Raw genomic sequence first — 18,069 nt, 5'->3', positions numbered from 1 at the left:
TTCGCGCCTTCGTGGTTCGTTCCTCTTACCCCAACCTTGGACGTATCCCATAATGCCGATATCGCCAATAATCACGCAGAATGCGATCGTGGTCAAAACATAAATTACCAGGCACACGCCAATACTCAAAAACTCCTACACCCTTAGCATCATCCCCAGCGATCGGTTCCCCCGTAGCTGTCGCCAAAAACACAATGCTAATGGTATGCTGACGCGGATCGCGATGTGGGTCAGAATACACTAGTAATTGTTCAACTAACTCCACCTGCAAACCCGTTTCTTCCTCAGCTTCTCGCTGCGCCGCCACTTCCACGGCTTCGCCATAATCCACAAAACCACCAGGAATAGCCCAACCTAAGGGTAGATTATGTCTTTCAATTAACACTATTGGCCGATGAGGTCGATCTACTAGTTCAATGATGATATCAACTGTCGGTGCAGGATTTCGGTAAGTCATAGTTAATTAGTCATTGGTCATTAGTCATTTGTCATTAGTTACAACTAAAGACAAAGGACAATCAAGATGAGTTTACTTGATTTACCCTGCAAATGCTGTTCCGTGATAAATTCGATGCGATCGCATAGCGTGTCCATCAGATAATTGCTCCCTCTCATAATTCAGGTTAAATATGCCCTTTCCTAGATCCAGTGGTATTTTGCTGCATCCTACCTCCTTTCCCAGCCGATTTGGCGTTGGAGATTTAGGCTTAGAAGCCTATCGCTTCATCGATTTTCTTAAAGATACCCATCAACAATATTGGCAAGTTCTACCCTTGGGGCCCACTGGATACGGTAATTCCCCTTATATGTGCTACTCGGCAATGGCGGGAAACCCCCTGCTGGTTAGCCCAGAAAAACTGCGAGATGAGGGTTTGCTAACTGAAGAAGACTTTGCTAACTTGCCAGGATTTCCGGTAGAAAAGGTAAACTTCGACCAGGTTGTGCCAATTAAGATTGGGTTACTCAAAAAAGCCTGTGAAAACTTTAAAGTGAATGCTACGGACATCCAAAAAAATGAGTTTGCAGGTTTTTGCGACAGTAAAGCCTATTGGCTAGATAATTACGCTTTATTTATGGCGTTGAAAGATGACCACAAAAATGCAAGCTGGAATACATGGGAGCCAGAATTTGTCAAGCGCGAACCCGAAGCATTAGCTCAGGTAGAAAGTCGGCTTAACGGAGAGATTTTTTATTACAAGTTCGTCCAATTTGAGTTTTTCCGGCAGTGGTCAGACCTGAAAAGCTACGCCAATATGCGCGGCATTGACATTATCGGCGATATCCCCATCTACGTAGCTCATGATAGTGCTGATGTGTGGGCGCATCCCAACATCTTTTGTCTAGATGAACAGACAGGAGCTGCCGCCCAAATGGCAGGAGTCCCACCAGATTACTTTAGCGCCACCGGTCAATTGTGGGGCAACCCAGTTTATAACTGGGAGGAATTGCAAAAACAAGACTTTAAGTGGTGGGTACAGCGCTTTGAGGCAATGCTGGATTATGTAGATATAATTCGCATTGACCACTTCCGGGGCTTCGAGGCTTATTGGGCTGTGCCGCAAGGTGAACAAACTGCCATCAATGGTAAATGGGTGGAAGCGCCTGGAGATGCTTTTTTTGAAGTGATTAGGGAAAAGTTAGGCAAGCTACCCGTCTTAGCAGAAGATTTGGGAGTAATTACACCAGGGGTAGAAGCGCTACGAGACAAGTATGAATTTCCGGGGATGAAAATTTTGCAATTTGCCTTTGGTGCTGATTCCGCTAATCCATTTTTACCATTCAATTATCGGCACAATGCTGTAGTTTATACCGGAACTCACGATAATGATACAACTATAGGCTGGTTCAATTCAGCCGACGACAACGAAAAGCAAAACCTATTGCTTTATTTAGGTTGTATTAGTCCTGAAGGCATCCACTGGGATTTAATTCGCCTAGCTTTGAGTTCCATAGCCAACCAAGCGATTATTCCCTTGCAAGATGTTTTGGGATTAGGAAACGAAGCGCGGATGAATTTTCCTAGTATTGCTGAGGGTAACTGGGAGTGGCGCTATCAAGAAGGAGCGCTGAGAGAGGAATTAGGCGATCGCTTGAAAGTTCTCACCAGACTCAATGGACGCGCCCCGGAAGCACAATAAGGCAGGGGATCAGGGGGAGATGAGGGAGGAGGAGATGAGGGAAGCAGGGGGAGATGGGGGAGTAAATGCCCCCTTGTCTCCTTGTCCCACTCATCTCCCTCATCCTCCTCATCTCCCTCATCTCCCTCATCCCCCTCATCTCAAAACTTAGGTTTTGCAGCAATTCTAACTTCTTCCTCTTTCCCCGGTTCTCCCATTTCCTTGGCTTTCTCTTGATTGACGCTCATTAACACGCCACCAGCATTATCAGTTTTCACTGTGAGTTGCTGTTGGGCTTTCCAAATCCGGTGACTTCCCTCTGGGAGAGTACCCTCAAACTCGGTTTTGCCATCGGCTACTACGCGAATCCAAGATGACGCTTTCAAAGTGACACCAATCTGTACAGCCTTTCCCTGTTGGACGGCGCTAAGGGTATCGTTAACTGATTGAACCTCCACTGACTCTTTTACTTGGGCTATTTCTGGTTTAACAATGGACTTTTGTTTTGGGGATGGCTGATTTTGATTATTACTTGTACTTGCTTGTAGTACTGCGTTATTTAATAACTGAGATAAGCCATTTACAGAGCATACAATTAGCAATATGTAAAGAAAGTAAAGATGAATCGGACGTAGTTGATCGAAGGGTGAATTATTCCCCATACCTTGAGGGTTCACTTGTGCAGAACTAATCGGAAAAGTGCCAGAAAATTCTACTCCATTCAAGCCTAGTGCATCGGCAAATTGCCTGATTAAACCCTGGATATAGACTGGTTCTGGCAGATCGTTTAAATTACCTTCTTCGATCGCCTGCAATAATCGCCGGGGAATCCTAGTTAATGCAACCATTTGTTCTAGAGATAATCCCTGTTCTTGACGCAATGCCCAAAGTTGAGCGCCCATTTCTGCCAACTTTTCGGCTCGTTGTTGCTCTAATGAAATTGATGGCTGGTTATTATTATTCTTCTTTTTTAGCCATTTCATGCCTACTGACACTCCTTAACTCCACAGAATCAATAATTAGGTTGTGTAATCTGATCTTGCAAAAAGTAAATTTCATGATTTTTGAGGGAACGATATTTACCCTCTGCCAAAAAAGGTTCTTTTGGAGTTTGTAATTGAATTGGGCCGATAGCAGTCCGATGCAGTTTGATTACTGGGTATCCTAACTGTTGAGCTATCCGGCGAATTTGGCGATTTCTTCCCTCCTGCAAGACTATTTCTAAAAAGCTTTGCTCGCCACGATGTTCTATTAGCTGTACCTTAGCGGCCCTGGTTTTTCTACCCTCCAACATCACACCCTGACGCCACATTTTCAGTACTGCTTCAGGAGGGTGTCCTTCTACCAAAACACGATATGTTTTGGAAATGCTGTGCCGGGGATGGGTTAGTCCAAATGTCAGATTTCCGTCATTGGTCAGGATTAATGCTCCTGTAGAATCTGCATCTAAACGCCCAACTGGGTGAATACCTGTACCCTCCCGTAATTCTTTCGGTAGTAGATCCAGGACTGTTGGTCGGCGGTGAGGGTCGTAGCAAGTCGAAACCACACCTGCTCCTTTGTGCAGCAATAAATATATTAAAGCCGGACGCTGCTTTTTAGATACAGGCTTATCATCAATAGCGATCGCATCTTTTTCGGGATCAACTTTTTGACCTAAATGTGCCAATACCCCATTTATCCGCACTCGTGAGTGCCTAATCATTTCTTCGGCTTCACGACGTGAGGCGATACCCCATTGAGCGAGAATTTTTTGTAACCGTGCCTCCATGTGGAATTGCTTATTTCCTGTTAACAATTAAATGATATTTGCATTTTGTAGCCAGTAGACATAAATGTTACATTTAAGACTTATTTAATTTCTGTTCGGTTGTTAAGCAAATATTCATAAATAGATTCCTTAGATGCCAGAGCAAAATTCCAAGACAACAGATGCTAACAAAATCCGCATAATTACGCAGGTACTCACAACAGCCCTAAAGCTCTGGTTGAGAGCGCAAGTGAGCCAAATATCGGCATTAGAAGTAGAGATTAAAGCGAGCGATCGCCAAATTCTCTCTGGGCGTATCCCGTCGGTATCTATTTTTGCTACTGATGCAATTTATCAAGGTCTCCTAATTACACAAATTCAATTAATAGCGGAAAATATTCGGATAAATATCGGCTCGGTACTCAAGGGAAAACCGCTACGACTGTTAGAAACAGTACCAGTAGTTGGCGATTTGATCGTAGACGAGAAGGATCTCAATGCTTCTCTCTCATCTAACTTATTATCTAATGCTTTGAGCGATTTGCTGGTTAAGGTTTTACCAACATATTGCTCAAAGTCACAATCAATAAATTGGCAAGAAATTATCCTTGATAATAACCAAATTATACTGCGAGGCATAAGAGTAACCAATAGTAAAACAACTCCTCTAGAGATTTGTCTAAGCTCACAGTTACTCAGTGGGCATGAGTTGCAACTCGCACATATAAAAATCAAGCCCGACCAGGGAGATATATTAGAGGACAATCATGAGTACAATCTCGATCTTGGCTCAGATGTCGATATCCAAGAACTAACGCTGATCCCAGGCAAGCTAGTGTGTCGTGGGCGGATTAACGTTAACCCTTGAAGATTAGAAATTAAATAAATGCTAATAAGCTGTTGCGCCTTTAATTTGCACTAATATTTTTTCAAGATGATTGTGGGGTGGGCATCCTGCCCGCCCTGATAATGCAAGTTATATATGTAACAGCTTACATTATTTTAAATGATGTAGAGGCTCTCAGGGGGACAATCCTGCGCTTGGTTGCGATCGCGCCTCGGAATAGAATTCCAAGGCTAATAGCTTAAGTCCTCTCAAGAGGACTAAACAAGAATTTTAGTCCACTTAAGTGGACTTGAGCTATCAGCCCGGAACTTAAGTTCCGGGCGGGATGCCGGTCAGTGCAATACTTTAACTGTTACTGAAAACCGCTACAGTAGCGGCAACAGCAATGTCACAAAATAATAAACCAAAGGAGCAGTGAAAATATAACTATCAGTACGGTCTAGAATACCACCGTGGCCAGGGATTAACTGCCCAGAATCTTTGACTCCAGCATCTCGCTTGAGCATAGACTCAGTAAGATCCCCCAAAAGACTAGCAATGCCAATCAGCAAACCCAATGCTAAACCAGTGAAGGGGGATCTGGGCAAGTGCAAATAATAGGCTCCTGCTATGGCTACAGCAATACTTGAAGTAATGCCAAAGACAGCACCTTCTACAGTTTTTTTCGGGCTAATATCAGACAGACGGGTTTTCCCAAAAAATTTGCCAATAGTGTAAGCGCCGATATCGGCTGCCCAAATACACAAAAAAGTCAGCAGTGTTGCTGTAAAACCTTGTGGTAAAGAAGCAGAATTTGCCTTTTCCCAGAAATCTGTCCAGGTTGTGGGCCAATAACCCCCGAAAGGAAGATTGCTAAAAGCAGCAGTATCAATTGCTCGTAATCGCACCCAGTAACTCGGCAAATAACCTACGTAAAATAGCCCCATAATAGAAGCGGAAACATCAGCGATCGTGGCAAATTTGGGCTGAAACAGCAGGTAAAAACAAATAAGTGTGCCAGCAATTGGCATTACAGCGTCAGCTAAACTGCCATCAAGGGTACAAATTACCAGCAAAACTTGGCTGACAGCCATAGTGGTTTTAGCAGCAGGAGCGATGCCTCTGGCTCGCACCAAATTAAAATATTCCTGTTGACCCAAAAAGATGATAACCGCAAAGATGATGGTAAAGTACCAACCCCCCAAAAGGGTTGCAGAAAGAGCAAGAGCGATCGCAACAATTCCACTAATAATCCGAGACCAAGGCATAGAAGTATTTTGGATTTAGTCTAGTTTCTCACCACTAAGGATAAAAATGGGATCAACGGCGGTAAAGGTTTGAGAAAAGCCACGCGTCTCTAAGCGGTTAACGGCAGACTGGACGACTTCGATATTTCTTGCCCTTAACAGAGAAAAGCTCTGAGAAATAGCATACAGACTTTCTAGATTAGCAGCTGTAGCTACAACCCGACCGGATGGGGGCAAATAATTCCATGCTGCTTGCAGAATCTCTTGAATGGGGCGTCCTCCCTCAATACAAACGCGGTGAGGTGTAACTTTAAGATCGTGTAAACACTCTGGGGCGCTACCTTCAATTACTTCGACGTTTTTAACATCAAAGCGATCGCAGTTACGCTTGATTAGATTAGCTACTTCTTCATCCCTTTCTATAGCAATAATCTTTCCACCTGGACACAATAGCCCCACCTCTACCGGAATTGTACCCGTCCCTGCGCCAATATCCCACAACACAGAATCTGATTTTAGTCGCAGTTGGGCAATTAACAGTAGTCGGACTTCTCGCTGACTCAGGGGAATTCCTGGCAAATTTTCAAACAATTCATCGGGAATACCAGGGGTAATATAAGGCCAAAGTTGGGAGGGCATAGAACTACGCAATTATACTAAAGATATAGATTTGCCAAATTGAAAAGCTATAAGCTCTAAAAACTTTTCAACCGTAGCATTAGAAGAAACCATAATGATCGGCGAAATATTAGGCGAACGCTACGAAGTTCAGCAGCTATTAGGAAAAAAAGCAGGGCGGCGGACTTTATTAGCTCGTGATTTGCACACTCAGGAATTAGTTGTCATTAAGTTACTCTCTTTTGGTGATGACTTTGAATGGGATTCACTCAAGCTGTTTGAGCGAGAAGCTGAAACTTTAAAATCTTTGTCACATCCCTTAATTCCTCAGTATTTAAACTATTTTGAGGTAAATTTACCAACTATCAAAGGATTTGCCTTAGTACAAACTTATATAAGAGCAAAAACTTTAGAGGAATATTTACAAAGTGGGCGAACTTTTACAGAAGCTGAAGTCAAACAGATAGCCAAAGCACTTTTAGAGATTCTTATTTACCTACATGGGCTGTATCCGCCTGTAATTCACCGTGATATTAAGCCTAGCAATATTTTATTAGGGGAGCGTTCTGGTAATAGTGTCGGTCAAGTTTATTTGGTAGATTTTGGCTCAGTTCAGACAGTCCTCGCCACCGAAACCGGGACAAGAACTGTGGTAGGAACTTATGGCTATATGCCACCAGAGCAATTTGGCGGACGTACTGTTGCAGCATCTGACCTTTATAGTTTAGGCGCAACCTTAATTTATTTAATGACGGGTAATCACCCAGCCGATTTACCGCAAAAGGATTTTCGCATTCAGTTTGAACAAGTGGCTAATGTGAGTCCCAGCTTTAGCAATTGGCTAAAGTGGATGATTGAACCTAGTTTAGAAAAGCGTTTTAGTTCTGCTGCTGGTGCGATGTCTACGACGGGCTCCGCCTACGCAGCCTTAGAGAAACCACAAGCGACTAACTTACCTGCTTTAGTTACCAGCAAACCAGACGGGAGCAAGATTCAACTGACCAAAAATTGGGATTCTCTAGAAATTATCATTCCCCCAGCTGGTTTCCATCCATCAATAGTATTCACAGGTGTATTTGCGATCGCCTGGAATTCATTTATCCTATTTTGGACAATTGGAGTTCTCTCAGCCCCTTTTCCTATTAACATCCCCTTTGCCTTGTTCTCACTTCCTTTTTGGAGTGCTGGCTTTCTGATGGTGTATAAATTTATCTTTAATTTGTTTGGACGCATTTGCTTACGTCTGAATGCAGAACAAATTTCCCTAAGCAGGGAGTTGTTTAGTTGGAACTTTGAGCGTCCCCGGCCATCCCCAAGGCAAAGTGTTAATAAGTTGGTTTACATTCCAAAACATTTCACTAAAGACTCTGAAGGCACTAGAGTTGCCGTTCCAGCACAATTATATATATGCTCAGGATTACAAAAATATCAAATTAGTGGCAACGATGTCGGTATTAAATCCGAAGTAGAACTTGAATGGTTAGCTCATGAATTAAGTGAGTGGTTAGGTTTGCCAATTACCAATCCAATGGGAAGTTAGTTGAGCTAATCATTGTCAGTTGTCTGCTGGAGCGATCGCTTGAATCCATAACTCACAACTTGGGTTATTAGCGATTATGCCAAGTTGCTTTGCCAAAAGTTTTTGAGGAAAAAAACACTTATTTTTATTTATACCTTGCTTATGCAACCCAGTTGAACGCTTATCAATGGCGAACTCATCAGATTTAAGCCATCAATGTCTATATTTAATTACAGAAGCCTTAGAGGAAATTTATATGTTTGGACTGGGATGGCCAGAAATAGCTGTAATTACCATAGTCGCTGTTCTAATTTTTGGCCCAAAAAAAATTCCCGAACTGGGAACCGCCCTGGGCAAAACCCTACGAGGATTTAAGGAGGAGATGAAAACTCCCAGTGACGAAACCAATCAGGAAGAAGAAAAACAATAATAAAAGTAATCAGAATACAGGAGTCAGCACACTGACTCCTCCTGACTACAGCAAGGTATTAACAACAGAAGAAGGTGCTATTCCATTTTGAGAATCGATGACAGGTGTGCCAGTATTTTGTTGGTGTGTCTCTTCTTTGGCTAAACCACGCAGCTTAATTAACTTAATAGCTCGTGTAACACTTTCTGGTAAAATTACCACCAGACTGTTATCAGGAGCCATATCTAAGCCTTTATTTATCGCTTGGGTTTCATCCAAAATCGATTCATAGCGGCTATCAGGCTTAACTTCGGTGATCCCTTGAATAATCAACTGGGCGGCTGAACCCCGTAAGCGTCCCCGTGTGTCATCGTCTTCTTTGACGATGATGTAGTCAAAAATTTGTGCTGCTAATTTGCCCAATGTAACAAAGTCTTCGTCGCGGCGATCGCCTGGGCCACCAATTACGCCAATCCGTTGCCCTGTAGTCCAATTCCGAACAAAGGAACCTACAGCTTCGTAACTGGCTGCATTGTGGGCATAATCTACTAAAGCGTGGTAGTTACCTAAATTAAATAAATTCATCCGTCCTGGCGTTTGACTAACTGAAGCCCGGAAGGTTTTCAAACCAGCACGGATCTGCTCAATAGTGACGTTTTGCACGAATGCTGCCAAACTTGCTGCTAAAGCATTTGCAATCATAAACGGCGCCCGACCGCCCATTGTTAAAGGTATATTTTCTGCTCTTTCTATGCGGTGTGTCCAATCACCTTTAACAATTGACAAATAGCCATTTTCATATACTGCTGCTACTCCCCCCTTTTGGATATGCTTTCGCACCAATTCCGAGTCGGGGTTCATTGTGAAGTAAGCAATATTAGCCTTAGTTTTTTCTGACATGGCGGCGACTCTGCGATCGTCGGCATTAAGTACCGCATAGCCATCAGGGAATACGGCTTCTGCTACTACACTCTTGAGGTTAGCTAACTGCTCAATGGTATCTATATCGCCGATTCCTAAGTGGTCGGAAGCTACATTTAATACTACTCCCACATTTGCGGCTTCAAAGCCCAATCCAGAGCGGAGAATGCCACCGCGAGCCGTTTCCAGTACTGCTACTTCTACTGTGGGATCTTGGAGGATGACGTGGGCACTTTGGGGGCCTGTGTTATCCCCAGCTTCTACTAAGTAATCACCGATATATGTTCCATCGGTAGTAGTATATCCTACTACTTTGCCCGTCTGCTTATAAATATGTGCTAGTAGTCGAGTAGTGGTGGTTTTACCGTTAGTACCAGTAATACTAAGGATGGGGATTTGTCCAGATTGCTCGTTGGGAAACAGCATATCCATCACTGCGCCAGCGACGTTACGGGGGATACCCACGCTTGGGGCAACGTGCATTCGGAAGCCGGGAGCGGCGTTAACTTCGACAATCACGCCATCAACTTCTCGCAGAGGACGGCTAATATCCGTGGTGACGATATCGAGTCCGGCGATATCCAAACCGATAATTTTGACTACCCGTTGTGCCAACCAGAGATTTTCTGGGTGAATTTCATCGGTACGGTCTACGGCGCTACCACCTGTACTCAAGTTTGCCGTTGCTCTGAGATAACAAAGGGTTCCTTTGGGTGGCACACTATTTAGGGTATAGCCTTGTCTTTCTAAGAGTTGGTAGCTGGTGCGGTCTAGTTCAATCTTGGTTAGGACGTTATCATGTCCTTCACCGCGATTTGGGTCAAGGTTTGTTTCCTCAATCAGTTCGGAGATAGTTGATCTGCCATTGCCAATGACATGAGCGGGGACGCGTTCGGCTACTGCGACTACTTTGCCATTTACCACTAGTACCCTGTGGTCGCGTCCAACATAATACCGTTCGATAATAATTGAGCGGGAAACCTGTCTGGCAGCTTCGTATCCGGCTTCAGCTTCTTCCCAAGTTCTGATATCAATGGTGATCCCTCGTCCATGATTGCCATCCACTGGCTTGGTGACGATGGGATAGCCGCCAACGAATTCAATGGCTTGTTCCAAATCGTCTAAGAAGTTGATCACTGTACCTCTAGGTACTGGCGCACCAGCAGCACCGAGGATGCGTTTAGTAGCTTCTTTATCGCAAGCTAGTTCTACACCCAGAATGCTGGTGTTGTCCGTCATTGTGGCCTGCATCCGCTTCTGATTCACGCCGTAGCCCAGCTGAATTAAAAAGCGGGCTTCCAGAGACATCCAGGGAATACCTCTTTTTTCTGCTTCTTTGATAATCGCTTCAGTGGAGGGGCCTAAGGAAGCATCACGGGTGAAGTCTTTCAGGTCTTGGATATCTTGCTCTAGTTCTGCCTTGGGATAACGGCCTCGATCAATGATACTCTGGCACAACCGTACTGCGGCTCGTCCAGCGTAGCGTCCCGCTTCCTCATTCTGATATTCGATCACTACTTGATAAATTCCGGGTGTGGCAGTTTCGCGGGTGCGACCAAAGCCAACATGCATACCAGCTAATTCCTGGAGTTCTAGGGCTACGTGTTCTACGATATGACCAATCATAGTGCCTTCTTTGACTCGCATCAGAAAACCACCACGACAGCCAGGAGAACAATAATGACCCTCCAGACTCGGCAGCGCCTCAACTAGTCCTTCATAAAAGCCAGGGATTTCATTCGAGGGCGTCTCGGCAAGGTTTTCTAAATCGAGGCGCATGACGATCAGCTTGTGGCGTCGAATGCTCCAATAGTTTGGGCCGCGTAAGGTCTGGATCTTGAGGATTCTCATGGGAATAGGTAGATGGAGATTCGGAACCAAAATTCTAGTTTCTTACTGGAATTGACCGCTAAACTGTTCGTTGGAAACAGTTTTTTCTTTTTACATACTATTCTCATCATTTTTTTACAACAAGAAATAAATGTGCGATCAACCTCTAACAGGATTTTAGATTTATGATTTTGGATTAAAAGAGACAATTAGGGTACTTAGCTCTCTTATTTAGATTTCCGATCGCAAAGGCTTAACGAGTTCTTGATAGTTTTTTAGATTGGTTTCGCCCACTTGGCGGCATCTGCCAAAAAGCTCTTCTAATCTAAAATCCGTCTTGAAAAGCTTGCTAGGTCGGTAAACCAACGCCACTTGCTACAACGCGGGGAACCCGCGCAACGCAGTGGCTCTTCCTTACAACTTTTTGCAAAATCCAAAATCTAAAATTTGTGGCCAACTCAGTGTAACCTCAGATACTTTATCCCGTCAGCTGGAGATTCGGTGTACAGCAGGCAATACAGTGCGCTGGTATAAGTGGAAGCGATCTCCGTAGCTGAGGATATGGAGACGTAAATTATGTACTGTTAACGGTTCATTAGCACCGACATGGGGTTCGTTGGTGTGAGTGGCTTCAGTGGGATCAACAATGGTGACACTGCCTTTACCCATAACTTGTAACCAACCATCACGTTCAAATACTGCACAAGTATCTTCGTCAATGCCAATACCTAAGCGATCGGGATGAGCTGCGATCGCACTTATCAGCCGCCCCATGCGATTACGGTTGTGAAAGTGTTGGTCAACGATTACTTCGGGAATAAACCCTAAACCCGTTGCCATATCAACTAGGGAACGATTTGGCGATTCTCCACTACCGCCGCCAGCAATCATGTGATGCCCCATCACTGCTGCTCCTGCACTCGTGCCTGCTAAGGTTAGTTGCCCCGCCCTCACCCGTTGCCGAATAATTTCCATTGCTGGTGTATCTGCCAATACACCACAGAGACGCAGCTGGTCGCCTCCTGTCAAAAATACCCCACTACAGGCTTCTAAGGATGCTTTGATCTGGGAAGATTCACACTGTTCCCGTTCGCGGATATCTAAAATCTCTACCTTCTGAGCACCCATTTCTTCAAAAATGCGAATATACCTACCACCGATGATGGCAGGTTCGCGAGAGGCAGATGGAATAATTGTAATATAAGCCTTACTAGCACCGGCGCGTCCAAAAAAAGTTCGTAGGATTTCGCGCCCGTGAACTTTATCTTCTGCACCTCCGATAACCAGAACGGCGGTTTTAGTTGCTTGGGGTGTCCTCATTTCTAGCGATTTAGCTTGTAATTGCGGCATTGTGTTTCTCCTGTCAACAACTTCAGGTGAATTTAACAAGGTTCAGAAGCCAGATGATTTTTGCGCTTTGCAACTTTCGAGAGGACACTTTTTGGAAATTTGCAACTGGGTAAGCCACTCTCCAAATTTTCGCTTAACGCTCGCGTTGCCTCAGTCTAAACGTGTTCGTTCCCATTCCTCAAAGCCAGCGCCTTGTTTTTCACCTGTCCACTTGCAGCAGGGCAAAATAGTCTTTATGGGGCTAAATTCCCGCTTTGGGGTTGAGGATGAGCAGTTAAGACTACGCTTTTTTCTGAGACTGGCTCGATGCATCCTGGAAGTTGTTAACTTGATAAGATTATTAATTTAAATGTACTTGTGACAACATTTAAACATAAATTAAGTAATTAGAAAAACTTTTAATCCCATCTAAAATCCAAGAGGTCTGGTAGTTTTAGATACTATTGATAAAGTTTAACTGGAGTTTAACCCGACTTTGGCTTGTTGATGTTTGCTAGACATTCAAATTTAAGATTAGTGTCCTTGAATACGAATAACTGTGCGCTTTGATATAGTTACGCTTTTTCCTGACTGTTTTAACTCTGTTCTCAACTCTGGTTTGCTAGGTAAAGCCTTAGCCAAACAGATTGCCGAAGTGCATCTGGTTAACCCACGGGACTTTACGACTGACAAGCACCGGAAGGTGGATGATGAACCCTACGGCGGCGGCGTGGGGATGCTAATGAAGCCAGAACCTATTTTTAACGCTGTGGAGTCGCTGCCAACTCTGCCCCGAAGAGAAATAATTTTGATGAGTCCACAGGGTCAAACAATCAATCAACCTCTTTTAAAAGAATTGGTGACAAATTACGACCAGTTAGTAGTTATTTGCGGGCATTACGAAGGAGTCGATGAGAGGGTGCTACATTTGGTAACTCGTGAAGTATCTTTAGGCGATTTTATTCTGACTGGCGGAGAAATTCCAGCAATGGCTTTGATTAATGGCGTAGTGCGCCTGATCCCAGGAACCGTAGCCAAAACGGAGTCCCTCACGGCAGAAAGTTTTGAAGAGGGCTTATTGGACTATCCCCAATATACTCGTCCTGCCAATTTTCGCGGTTTAAAAGTGCCTGATGTCTTGCTCAGTGGGAATCACGCCGCGATCGCTCGGTGGCGTTATGAGCAACAAATTCAAAGAACCCGCGATCGCCGCCCTGATCTTCTGGAGAGATGGAGGCAGGGGGAGCAGGGGGAGCAGAGGAAAATAATAATTCCTAACTCCTAATTCCTAACTAATAATCAATGACAAATGACAAATGCCTAATGACTAAAATTCGTATTGGTAACGGCTACGATATTCATCAACTGGTGAGCGATCGCGCTTTGATTTTAGGTGGAATTGAAATTTCTCATGAACTGGGTTTATTAGGTCACAGTGACGCTGATGTGTTAACACATGCAATTATGGATGCCATGCTTGGGGCATTATCTTTGGGGGATATTGGTCATTATTTTCCACCTAGCGATGCCAAATGGGCGGGAGCAGATAGTTTAGTACTATTAAGTCAAGTACATAAACTAATTCGATATCAAGGTTGGCAGGTGGGAAATATTGACTCAGTGGTAGTAGCAGAACGCCCGAAATTAAAACCGCATATTCACAATATGCGCGACAAATTAGCGGCAGTTTTAGAATTAGAACCGAATCAAATTGGCATCAAAGCTACCACCAACGAAAAATTAGGCCCCGTAGGACGTGAAGAAGGCATTTGTGCTTATGCTGTCGTCTTGCTTTTGAAAGAATAAAATTATGAAATATTCTACAATCTTTCACATAGTTAAGCGTTTTTGCTTACCAATAATTCTGGTTTTGGCAACAGCAATTACAATGACTGCGTGCAATCCATCTAACTTTAAAACCGCAGCTGCACAAGTTCCCCAGTTGGTTCTTTCTACTACTAATGACCCTAAAACCTTTAACTTAGCCCTCATCCAAGAATCTCCCAATATTTCTGGTTTCACTTATGAAGCATTAGCTATTCAAAACGGAATAACTAAGGAAATTGAGCCAGCTTTGGCTGAATCTTGGGAACTTTCCCCAGACAAACTACGGTTTGTCTTTACCTTGCGAGAAGGATTAAAATGGTCGGATGGTCAGCCATTAACAGCCAATGATGTCGTTTTCTCTTTCAATGACATCTACATGAACAAGCACATTCCCACTTATACCCAAGATGCTCTCCGCATTGGTATTAGTAAAGCTTTTCTCAAAGTCCGCAAAATCGATGAACGCCGGGTAGAATTTATTCTGCCAGAACCGTTTTCTCCTTTCTTGCGATCGATTGCAGCAGGGGTAGGAATACTACCAGAACACGCTTTGCGTGCAGCAGTAGAAACCAAAAACTCTGATGGTAAGCCTGTGTTTATGTCCACTTGGGGAACCGACACAGACCCCAAAAAAATTATTGTTAATGGCCCTTACACAATCGAGAGTTATTCAACCAATCAACGCGTAACATTTCGGCGCAACCCTTACTACTGGCGTCAAAAAGATGCACAAGGAAAACAACTGCCATATATTGAGCGTATAATTTGGCAAATTGTGGAATCGCCTGATACAGCTTTGCTGCAATTTCGTTCTGGAGGGTTAGATTTACTAGAAATTGGCCCTGGAAATTTTCAATTGCTCAAGCGTCAAGAAAAGCAGGGTAACTTTACTATTAAAAATGCTGGACCTGACACTGGGACAAGTTTTATAACTTTCAATCTCAACAAAGGTAGTCGTAATGGCAAGCCTGTTGTAGATCCTATTAAGTCCCGCATTTTTAACAACGTTGCTTTTAGACAAGCTGTCGCCTACGCTATCGATCGCCAAACAATGATCAACAACACTTTGCGGGGATTGGGTGAACCACAAGACTCTCCAATTTCTGTTCCCAGTCCCTACTATTTGTCTCCAAAAGAAGGTTTAAAAACATATAACTACAATCCAGAAAAAGCTAAACAACTTTTACTAGGAGCAGGATTCAAATACGATGAGAAAGGTCAGCTGTTGGACGCCGATGGCAATAGAGTCCGCTTCACAATGATGGGTGTTGCTGGTAATAGACCGACAATCACACCAAAAATTCAACAGGATCTCGGTAAGATAGGTATTAAAGTTGATTTACAATTTCTTGACTTTAGTATTATTGGAGAAAAAATTTCTAACACCTTAGATTGGGAATGTTGGTATGGAGCTATCACTGGTGGTATTGAGCCGCAAGATGGTTTTAATGTCTGGTCTGTAGATGGTAACTTTCATGTATTTAATCAGAAAGCTCAAGCCGGACAATCCCCAACAGTCGGTTGGAAAGCTACTGATTGGGAGCAGAAAATTGAAGACCTCTACATCCAAGGGGCAAGAGAGTTCGATGAAACAAAACGTAAAGCTATCTATGCAGAAACACAACAACTCTCACAAGAGTATCTGCCTTTTATTCACCTATTCAATTCTCTAGCTTTAGTAGCCGTGCGTAATACAATTGAGAACATAAAATACTCGGCGATAGGAAGTTACAATTGGAATATTTATGAACTAAAAGTAGTAGAAGATAAAAAAGCTACTTAATTTTTATGTATTATCAAGGCTAAACTTTATCATATCAGGTTCGCTTAAACAGTTATAAGACCTGTAGTTGGGTTGAGGAACTATTTGTATATTAAAAATATGAAATTTTTTAGAAAAATATTTCTGGCAATTCAACGTTTTTGGTTGCCAATAATTCTGGCTTCAGCAACAGCACTTACACTTACTGCCTGCAACCCAGCGAACTTTAAAAGCGCAGCTGCTCAAGTACCGCAACTTGTCACCGCAGTTTTGAGTGAGCCTTCAACTTTTAACTATGCTCTAAATGAGTCAGCATATAGCGTTTTTGGCTTCATCTATGACTCATTGATTAATGAGAATCCCCTAACCACAAAACTAGAGCCTGCTTTAGCAGAAGCCTGGGAAGTTTCTGAAGATGGTCAGAGGATTGTAATCACCCTACGAGAAGGAATTAAGTGGTCAGATGGTCAGCCCATGACTGCTGATGATGTTGTCTTTACTTATAACGAAATCTACCTCAATCCCAAAATTCCTACCTCCATTAAAGATTCTTTAAGAATTGGTGACAAGGGCACTTTTCCAAAGGTCAGAAAAATTGATGAGCGCCGAGTTGAATTCAGTATACTAGAACCCTTTGCTCCTTTTTTAAGATATGTAGGTGGCATCCCAATTATGCCAGCCCATGCTCTACAGAAAACAATTCGCACACTTGGAACTGATGGAAATTCTAAGTTTCTCTCAATGTGGGGAACAGGCACTGATCCGAAACAAATTGTTGGTAATGGCCCATATATTATGGAAAGTTACGTTTCCAGTCAGCGAGTTATATTTCGGCGTAATCCATATTACTGGCGCAGAGATGCTCAGGGCAATTCTCAGCCCTACATTGAGCGTATTGTTTGGCAAATTATTGAATCTACTGAAAATCAGTTGATTAGTTTTCGTTCTGGGCAGTTGGATGATTTAGAAGTTCCTCCTGAAGGTTTCAGTTTGCTGAAGCGAGAAGAAAAACGGGCGAAGTTTGAAATTTATAATGGTGGCCCAGATACAAGTACGAGTTTTATTGCTTTCAATCTGAGTAAAGCCAAGAATTCTCAGGGTAACCCTTTTGTAGACCCAATTAAATCTAGCTGGTTTAATAAAAAGGAATTCAGGCAGGCTATAGCCTACGCGCTCGATCGCGAAACTATGAAAACAAATGCTTATCGGGGACTGGGTGAACTGCAAAATTCATTTGTTTATGTCAAAAGCCCCTATTTTCTGCCTCCAGAAAAAGGGTTAAAGGTATATAATTACGAACCAGATAAATCGAAGAAATTGCTGTTACAAGCTGGGTTTAAATATAATGCTCAAAATCAGCTATTAGATGCTGATGGTAACAGAGTCAGATTTACAATCTTAACTAATTCTGAAAGAAAAGTTAGAGGAGATATGGCATCTCAAATCAAACGGGAGCTTGCTAATATTGGGATTCAAGTAGATTTGCAAATTCTCAGCTTCAATTCTTATCTAGAAAAACTCAAAGTTACGCATAATTGGGATTGTTACCTGGGAGGATTTGCTGGAGGCGGTATTGAACCCCACGGGGCTAGCAATATCTGGAGAACTGCCGGTGCATCCCACGCATTTAATTTGGGGCCACAACCGGGAGATCCACCTATAACTGGCTGGGAAGTTTCCGACTGGGAAAAGCAAATAGATAGCCTTTACATTAAAGGCGCACAGGTATTGGATGAAAACAAGCGCAAGGAAATTTATTATGAATATCAGCGCATCGCCTCAGAACAGTTGCCGTTTATTCATTTAGTGGAAAGATTGAATCTGCAAGCAGTGCGCGATCGCTTCCAAGGAATTCAATATACTGCTCTTGGTGGCCCATTTTGGAATCTTTACGAGTTGAAAGTAACCGATTAG

15 protein-coding genes are annotated in these 18,069 nt (G+C 43.3%); 8 read left to right on the top strand and 7 right to left on the bottom strand.

What is annotated here, in order from left to right:
• Window positions 1-25 precede the first annotated feature (25 nt).
• Entirely contained in the window at window positions 26-457 is a 432-nt protein-coding gene (locus V7K25_RS24315) for an NUDIX hydrolase (protein WP_335161356.1), read from the bottom strand.
• A 172-nt stretch (window positions 458-629) separates the two neighbouring features.
• On the opposite strand from V7K25_RS24315, the gene malQ reads away from it, so the two are divergent.
• Window positions 630-2,138 carry a 4-alpha-glucanotransferase gene (gene malQ / locus V7K25_RS24310; protein ID WP_335161354.1) on the top strand — a complete coding sequence of 503 codons (1,509 nt, stop codon included), beginning with the start codon at window positions 630-632 and terminating at the stop codon, window positions 2,136-2,138.
• A gap of 140 nt (window positions 2,139-2,278) precedes the next feature.
• Here the strand turns inward: malQ and V7K25_RS24305 are convergent, their stop codons facing one another.
• Both V7K25_RS24305 and V7K25_RS24300 read right to left on the bottom strand, forming a co-directional pair.
• A complete protein-coding gene (locus V7K25_RS24305) occupies window positions 2,279-3,100 on the bottom strand; it encodes a helix-turn-helix domain-containing protein (RefSeq protein WP_335161352.1) in 822 nt (273 codons plus the stop codon).
• A gap of 29 nt (window positions 3,101-3,129) precedes the next feature.
• Window positions 3,130-3,888, bottom strand: a complete 759-nt coding sequence (locus V7K25_RS24300; protein ID WP_335161350.1) for a pseudouridine synthase — start codon at window positions 3,886-3,888, stop codon at window positions 3,130-3,132.
• A 133-nt stretch (window positions 3,889-4,021) separates the two neighbouring features.
• Between V7K25_RS24300 and V7K25_RS24295 the strand changes: the two genes are divergently transcribed.
• Window positions 4,022-4,735, top strand: a complete 714-nt coding sequence (locus V7K25_RS24295; RefSeq protein ID WP_335161348.1) for an LmeA family phospholipid-binding protein — start codon at window positions 4,022-4,024, stop codon at window positions 4,733-4,735.
• A 344-nt stretch (window positions 4,736-5,079) separates the two neighbouring features.
• On the opposite strand, the gene V7K25_RS24290 is transcribed toward V7K25_RS24295, so the two are convergent.
• Both V7K25_RS24290 and cbiT read right to left on the bottom strand, forming a co-directional pair.
• Window positions 5,080-5,961, bottom strand: a complete 882-nt coding sequence (locus V7K25_RS24290) for a phosphatidate cytidylyltransferase (RefSeq protein WP_322650399.1) — start codon at window positions 5,959-5,961, stop codon at window positions 5,080-5,082.
• 15 nt (window positions 5,962-5,976) lie between these two features.
• Window positions 5,977-6,579 carry a precorrin-6Y C5,15-methyltransferase subunit CbiT gene (gene cbiT / locus V7K25_RS24285; protein WP_335161345.1) on the bottom strand — a complete coding sequence of 201 codons (603 nt, stop codon included), beginning with the start codon at window positions 6,577-6,579 and terminating at the stop codon, window positions 5,977-5,979.
• Window positions 6,580-6,673: 94 nt separating this feature from the next.
• Between cbiT and V7K25_RS24280 the strand changes: the two genes are divergently transcribed.
• Window positions 6,674-8,098, top strand: coding sequence for a serine/threonine protein kinase (locus tag V7K25_RS24280; RefSeq protein WP_335161343.1), 1,425 nt, complete (start codon window positions 6,674-6,676; stop codon window positions 8,096-8,098).
• A gap of 235 nt (window positions 8,099-8,333) precedes the next feature.
• The gene (tatA, locus tag V7K25_RS24275) at window positions 8,334-8,507 is read left to right on the top strand and encodes a twin-arginine translocase TatA/TatE family subunit (RefSeq protein ID WP_100902930.1); all 174 of its coding nucleotides are present in this window, start codon (window positions 8,334-8,336) and stop codon (window positions 8,505-8,507) included.
• A 45-nt stretch (window positions 8,508-8,552) separates the two neighbouring features.
• Here tatA and cphA read toward each other — a convergent pair whose 3' ends face one another.
• Together cphA and V7K25_RS24265 are read right to left on the bottom strand one after the other, a co-directional pair.
• Entirely contained in the window at window positions 8,553-11,258 is a 2,706-nt protein-coding gene (gene cphA, locus V7K25_RS24270; protein WP_335161341.1) for a cyanophycin synthetase, read from the bottom strand.
• 465 nt (window positions 11,259-11,723) lie between these two features.
• The gene (locus tag V7K25_RS24265) at window positions 11,724-12,587 is read right to left on the bottom strand and encodes a cyanophycinase (protein ID WP_100898664.1); all 864 of its coding nucleotides are present in this window, start codon (window positions 12,585-12,587) and stop codon (window positions 11,724-11,726) included.
• A gap of 538 nt (window positions 12,588-13,125) precedes the next feature.
• Here V7K25_RS24265 and trmD point away from each other — a divergent pair.
• The 4 genes from trmD (at window position 13,126) to V7K25_RS24245 (ending at window position 18,069) form a co-directional block, all read left to right on the top strand.
• Window positions 13,126-13,851, top strand: a complete 726-nt coding sequence (trmD, locus tag V7K25_RS24260; protein ID WP_335161337.1) for a tRNA (guanosine(37)-N1)-methyltransferase TrmD — start codon at window positions 13,126-13,128, stop codon at window positions 13,849-13,851.
• A gap of 38 nt (window positions 13,852-13,889) precedes the next feature.
• Window positions 13,890-14,372 (top strand): 2-C-methyl-D-erythritol 2,4-cyclodiphosphate synthase, encoded by a 483-nt coding sequence (ispF, locus tag V7K25_RS24255; protein WP_335161335.1) that lies wholly within the window; start codon window positions 13,890-13,892, stop codon window positions 14,370-14,372.
• A gap of 4 nt (window positions 14,373-14,376) precedes the next feature.
• Window positions 14,377-16,176, top strand: coding sequence for an ABC transporter substrate-binding protein (locus V7K25_RS24250; protein WP_335161333.1), 1,800 nt, complete (start codon window positions 14,377-14,379; stop codon window positions 16,174-16,176).
• 99 nt (window positions 16,177-16,275) lie between these two features.
• Window positions 16,276-18,069 (top strand): ABC transporter substrate-binding protein, encoded by a 1,794-nt coding sequence (locus V7K25_RS24245; protein ID WP_335161331.1) that lies wholly within the window; start codon window positions 16,276-16,278, stop codon window positions 18,067-18,069.

Origin of the sequence: Nostoc sp. (assembly GCF_036919495.1) — a bacterium.
Taxonomy (GTDB): Bacteria; Cyanobacteriota; Cyanobacteriia; order Cyanobacteriales; family Nostocaceae; genus Nostoc.
This window is presented reverse-complemented; position numbering and strand designations above follow the sequence as displayed.

Excerpts from the sequence above, each read along its gene's own strand:
- V7K25_RS24315 (WP_335161356.1), bottom strand. The coding sequence starts at position 457 with ATGACTTACCGAAATCCTGCACCGACAGTTGATATCATCATTGAACTA.
- malQ (WP_335161354.1), top strand. The coding sequence starts at position 630 with ATGCCCTTTCCTAGATCCAGTGGTATTTTGCTGCATCCTACCTCCTTT.
- V7K25_RS24305 (WP_335161352.1), bottom strand. The coding sequence starts at position 3,100 with ATGAAATGGCTAAAAAAGAAGAATAATAATAACCAGCCATCAATTTCA.
- V7K25_RS24300 (WP_335161350.1), bottom strand. The coding sequence starts at position 3,888 with ATGGAGGCACGGTTACAAAAAATTCTCGCTCAATGGGGTATCGCCTCA.
- V7K25_RS24295 (WP_335161348.1), top strand. The coding sequence starts at position 4,022 with ATGCCAGAGCAAAATTCCAAGACAACAGATGCTAACAAAATCCGCATA.
- V7K25_RS24290 (WP_322650399.1), bottom strand. The coding sequence starts at position 5,961 with ATGCCTTGGTCTCGGATTATTAGTGGAATTGTTGCGATCGCTCTTGCT.
- cbiT (WP_335161345.1), bottom strand. The coding sequence starts at position 6,579 with ATGCCCTCCCAACTTTGGCCTTATATTACCCCTGGTATTCCCGATGAA.
- V7K25_RS24280 (WP_335161343.1), top strand. The coding sequence starts at position 6,674 with ATGATCGGCGAAATATTAGGCGAACGCTACGAAGTTCAGCAGCTATTA.
- tatA (WP_100902930.1), top strand. The coding sequence starts at position 8,334 with ATGTTTGGACTGGGATGGCCAGAAATAGCTGTAATTACCATAGTCGCT.
- cphA (WP_335161341.1), bottom strand. The coding sequence starts at position 11,258 with ATGAGAATCCTCAAGATCCAGACCTTACGCGGCCCAAACTATTGGAGC.
- V7K25_RS24265 (WP_100898664.1), bottom strand. The coding sequence starts at position 12,587 with ATGCCGCAATTACAAGCTAAATCGCTAGAAATGAGGACACCCCAAGCA.
- ispF (WP_335161335.1), top strand. The coding sequence starts at position 13,890 with ATGACTAAAATTCGTATTGGTAACGGCTACGATATTCATCAACTGGTG.
- V7K25_RS24250 (WP_335161333.1), top strand. The coding sequence starts at position 14,377 with ATGAAATATTCTACAATCTTTCACATAGTTAAGCGTTTTTGCTTACCA.
- V7K25_RS24245 (WP_335161331.1), top strand. The coding sequence starts at position 16,276 with ATGAAATTTTTTAGAAAAATATTTCTGGCAATTCAACGTTTTTGGTTG.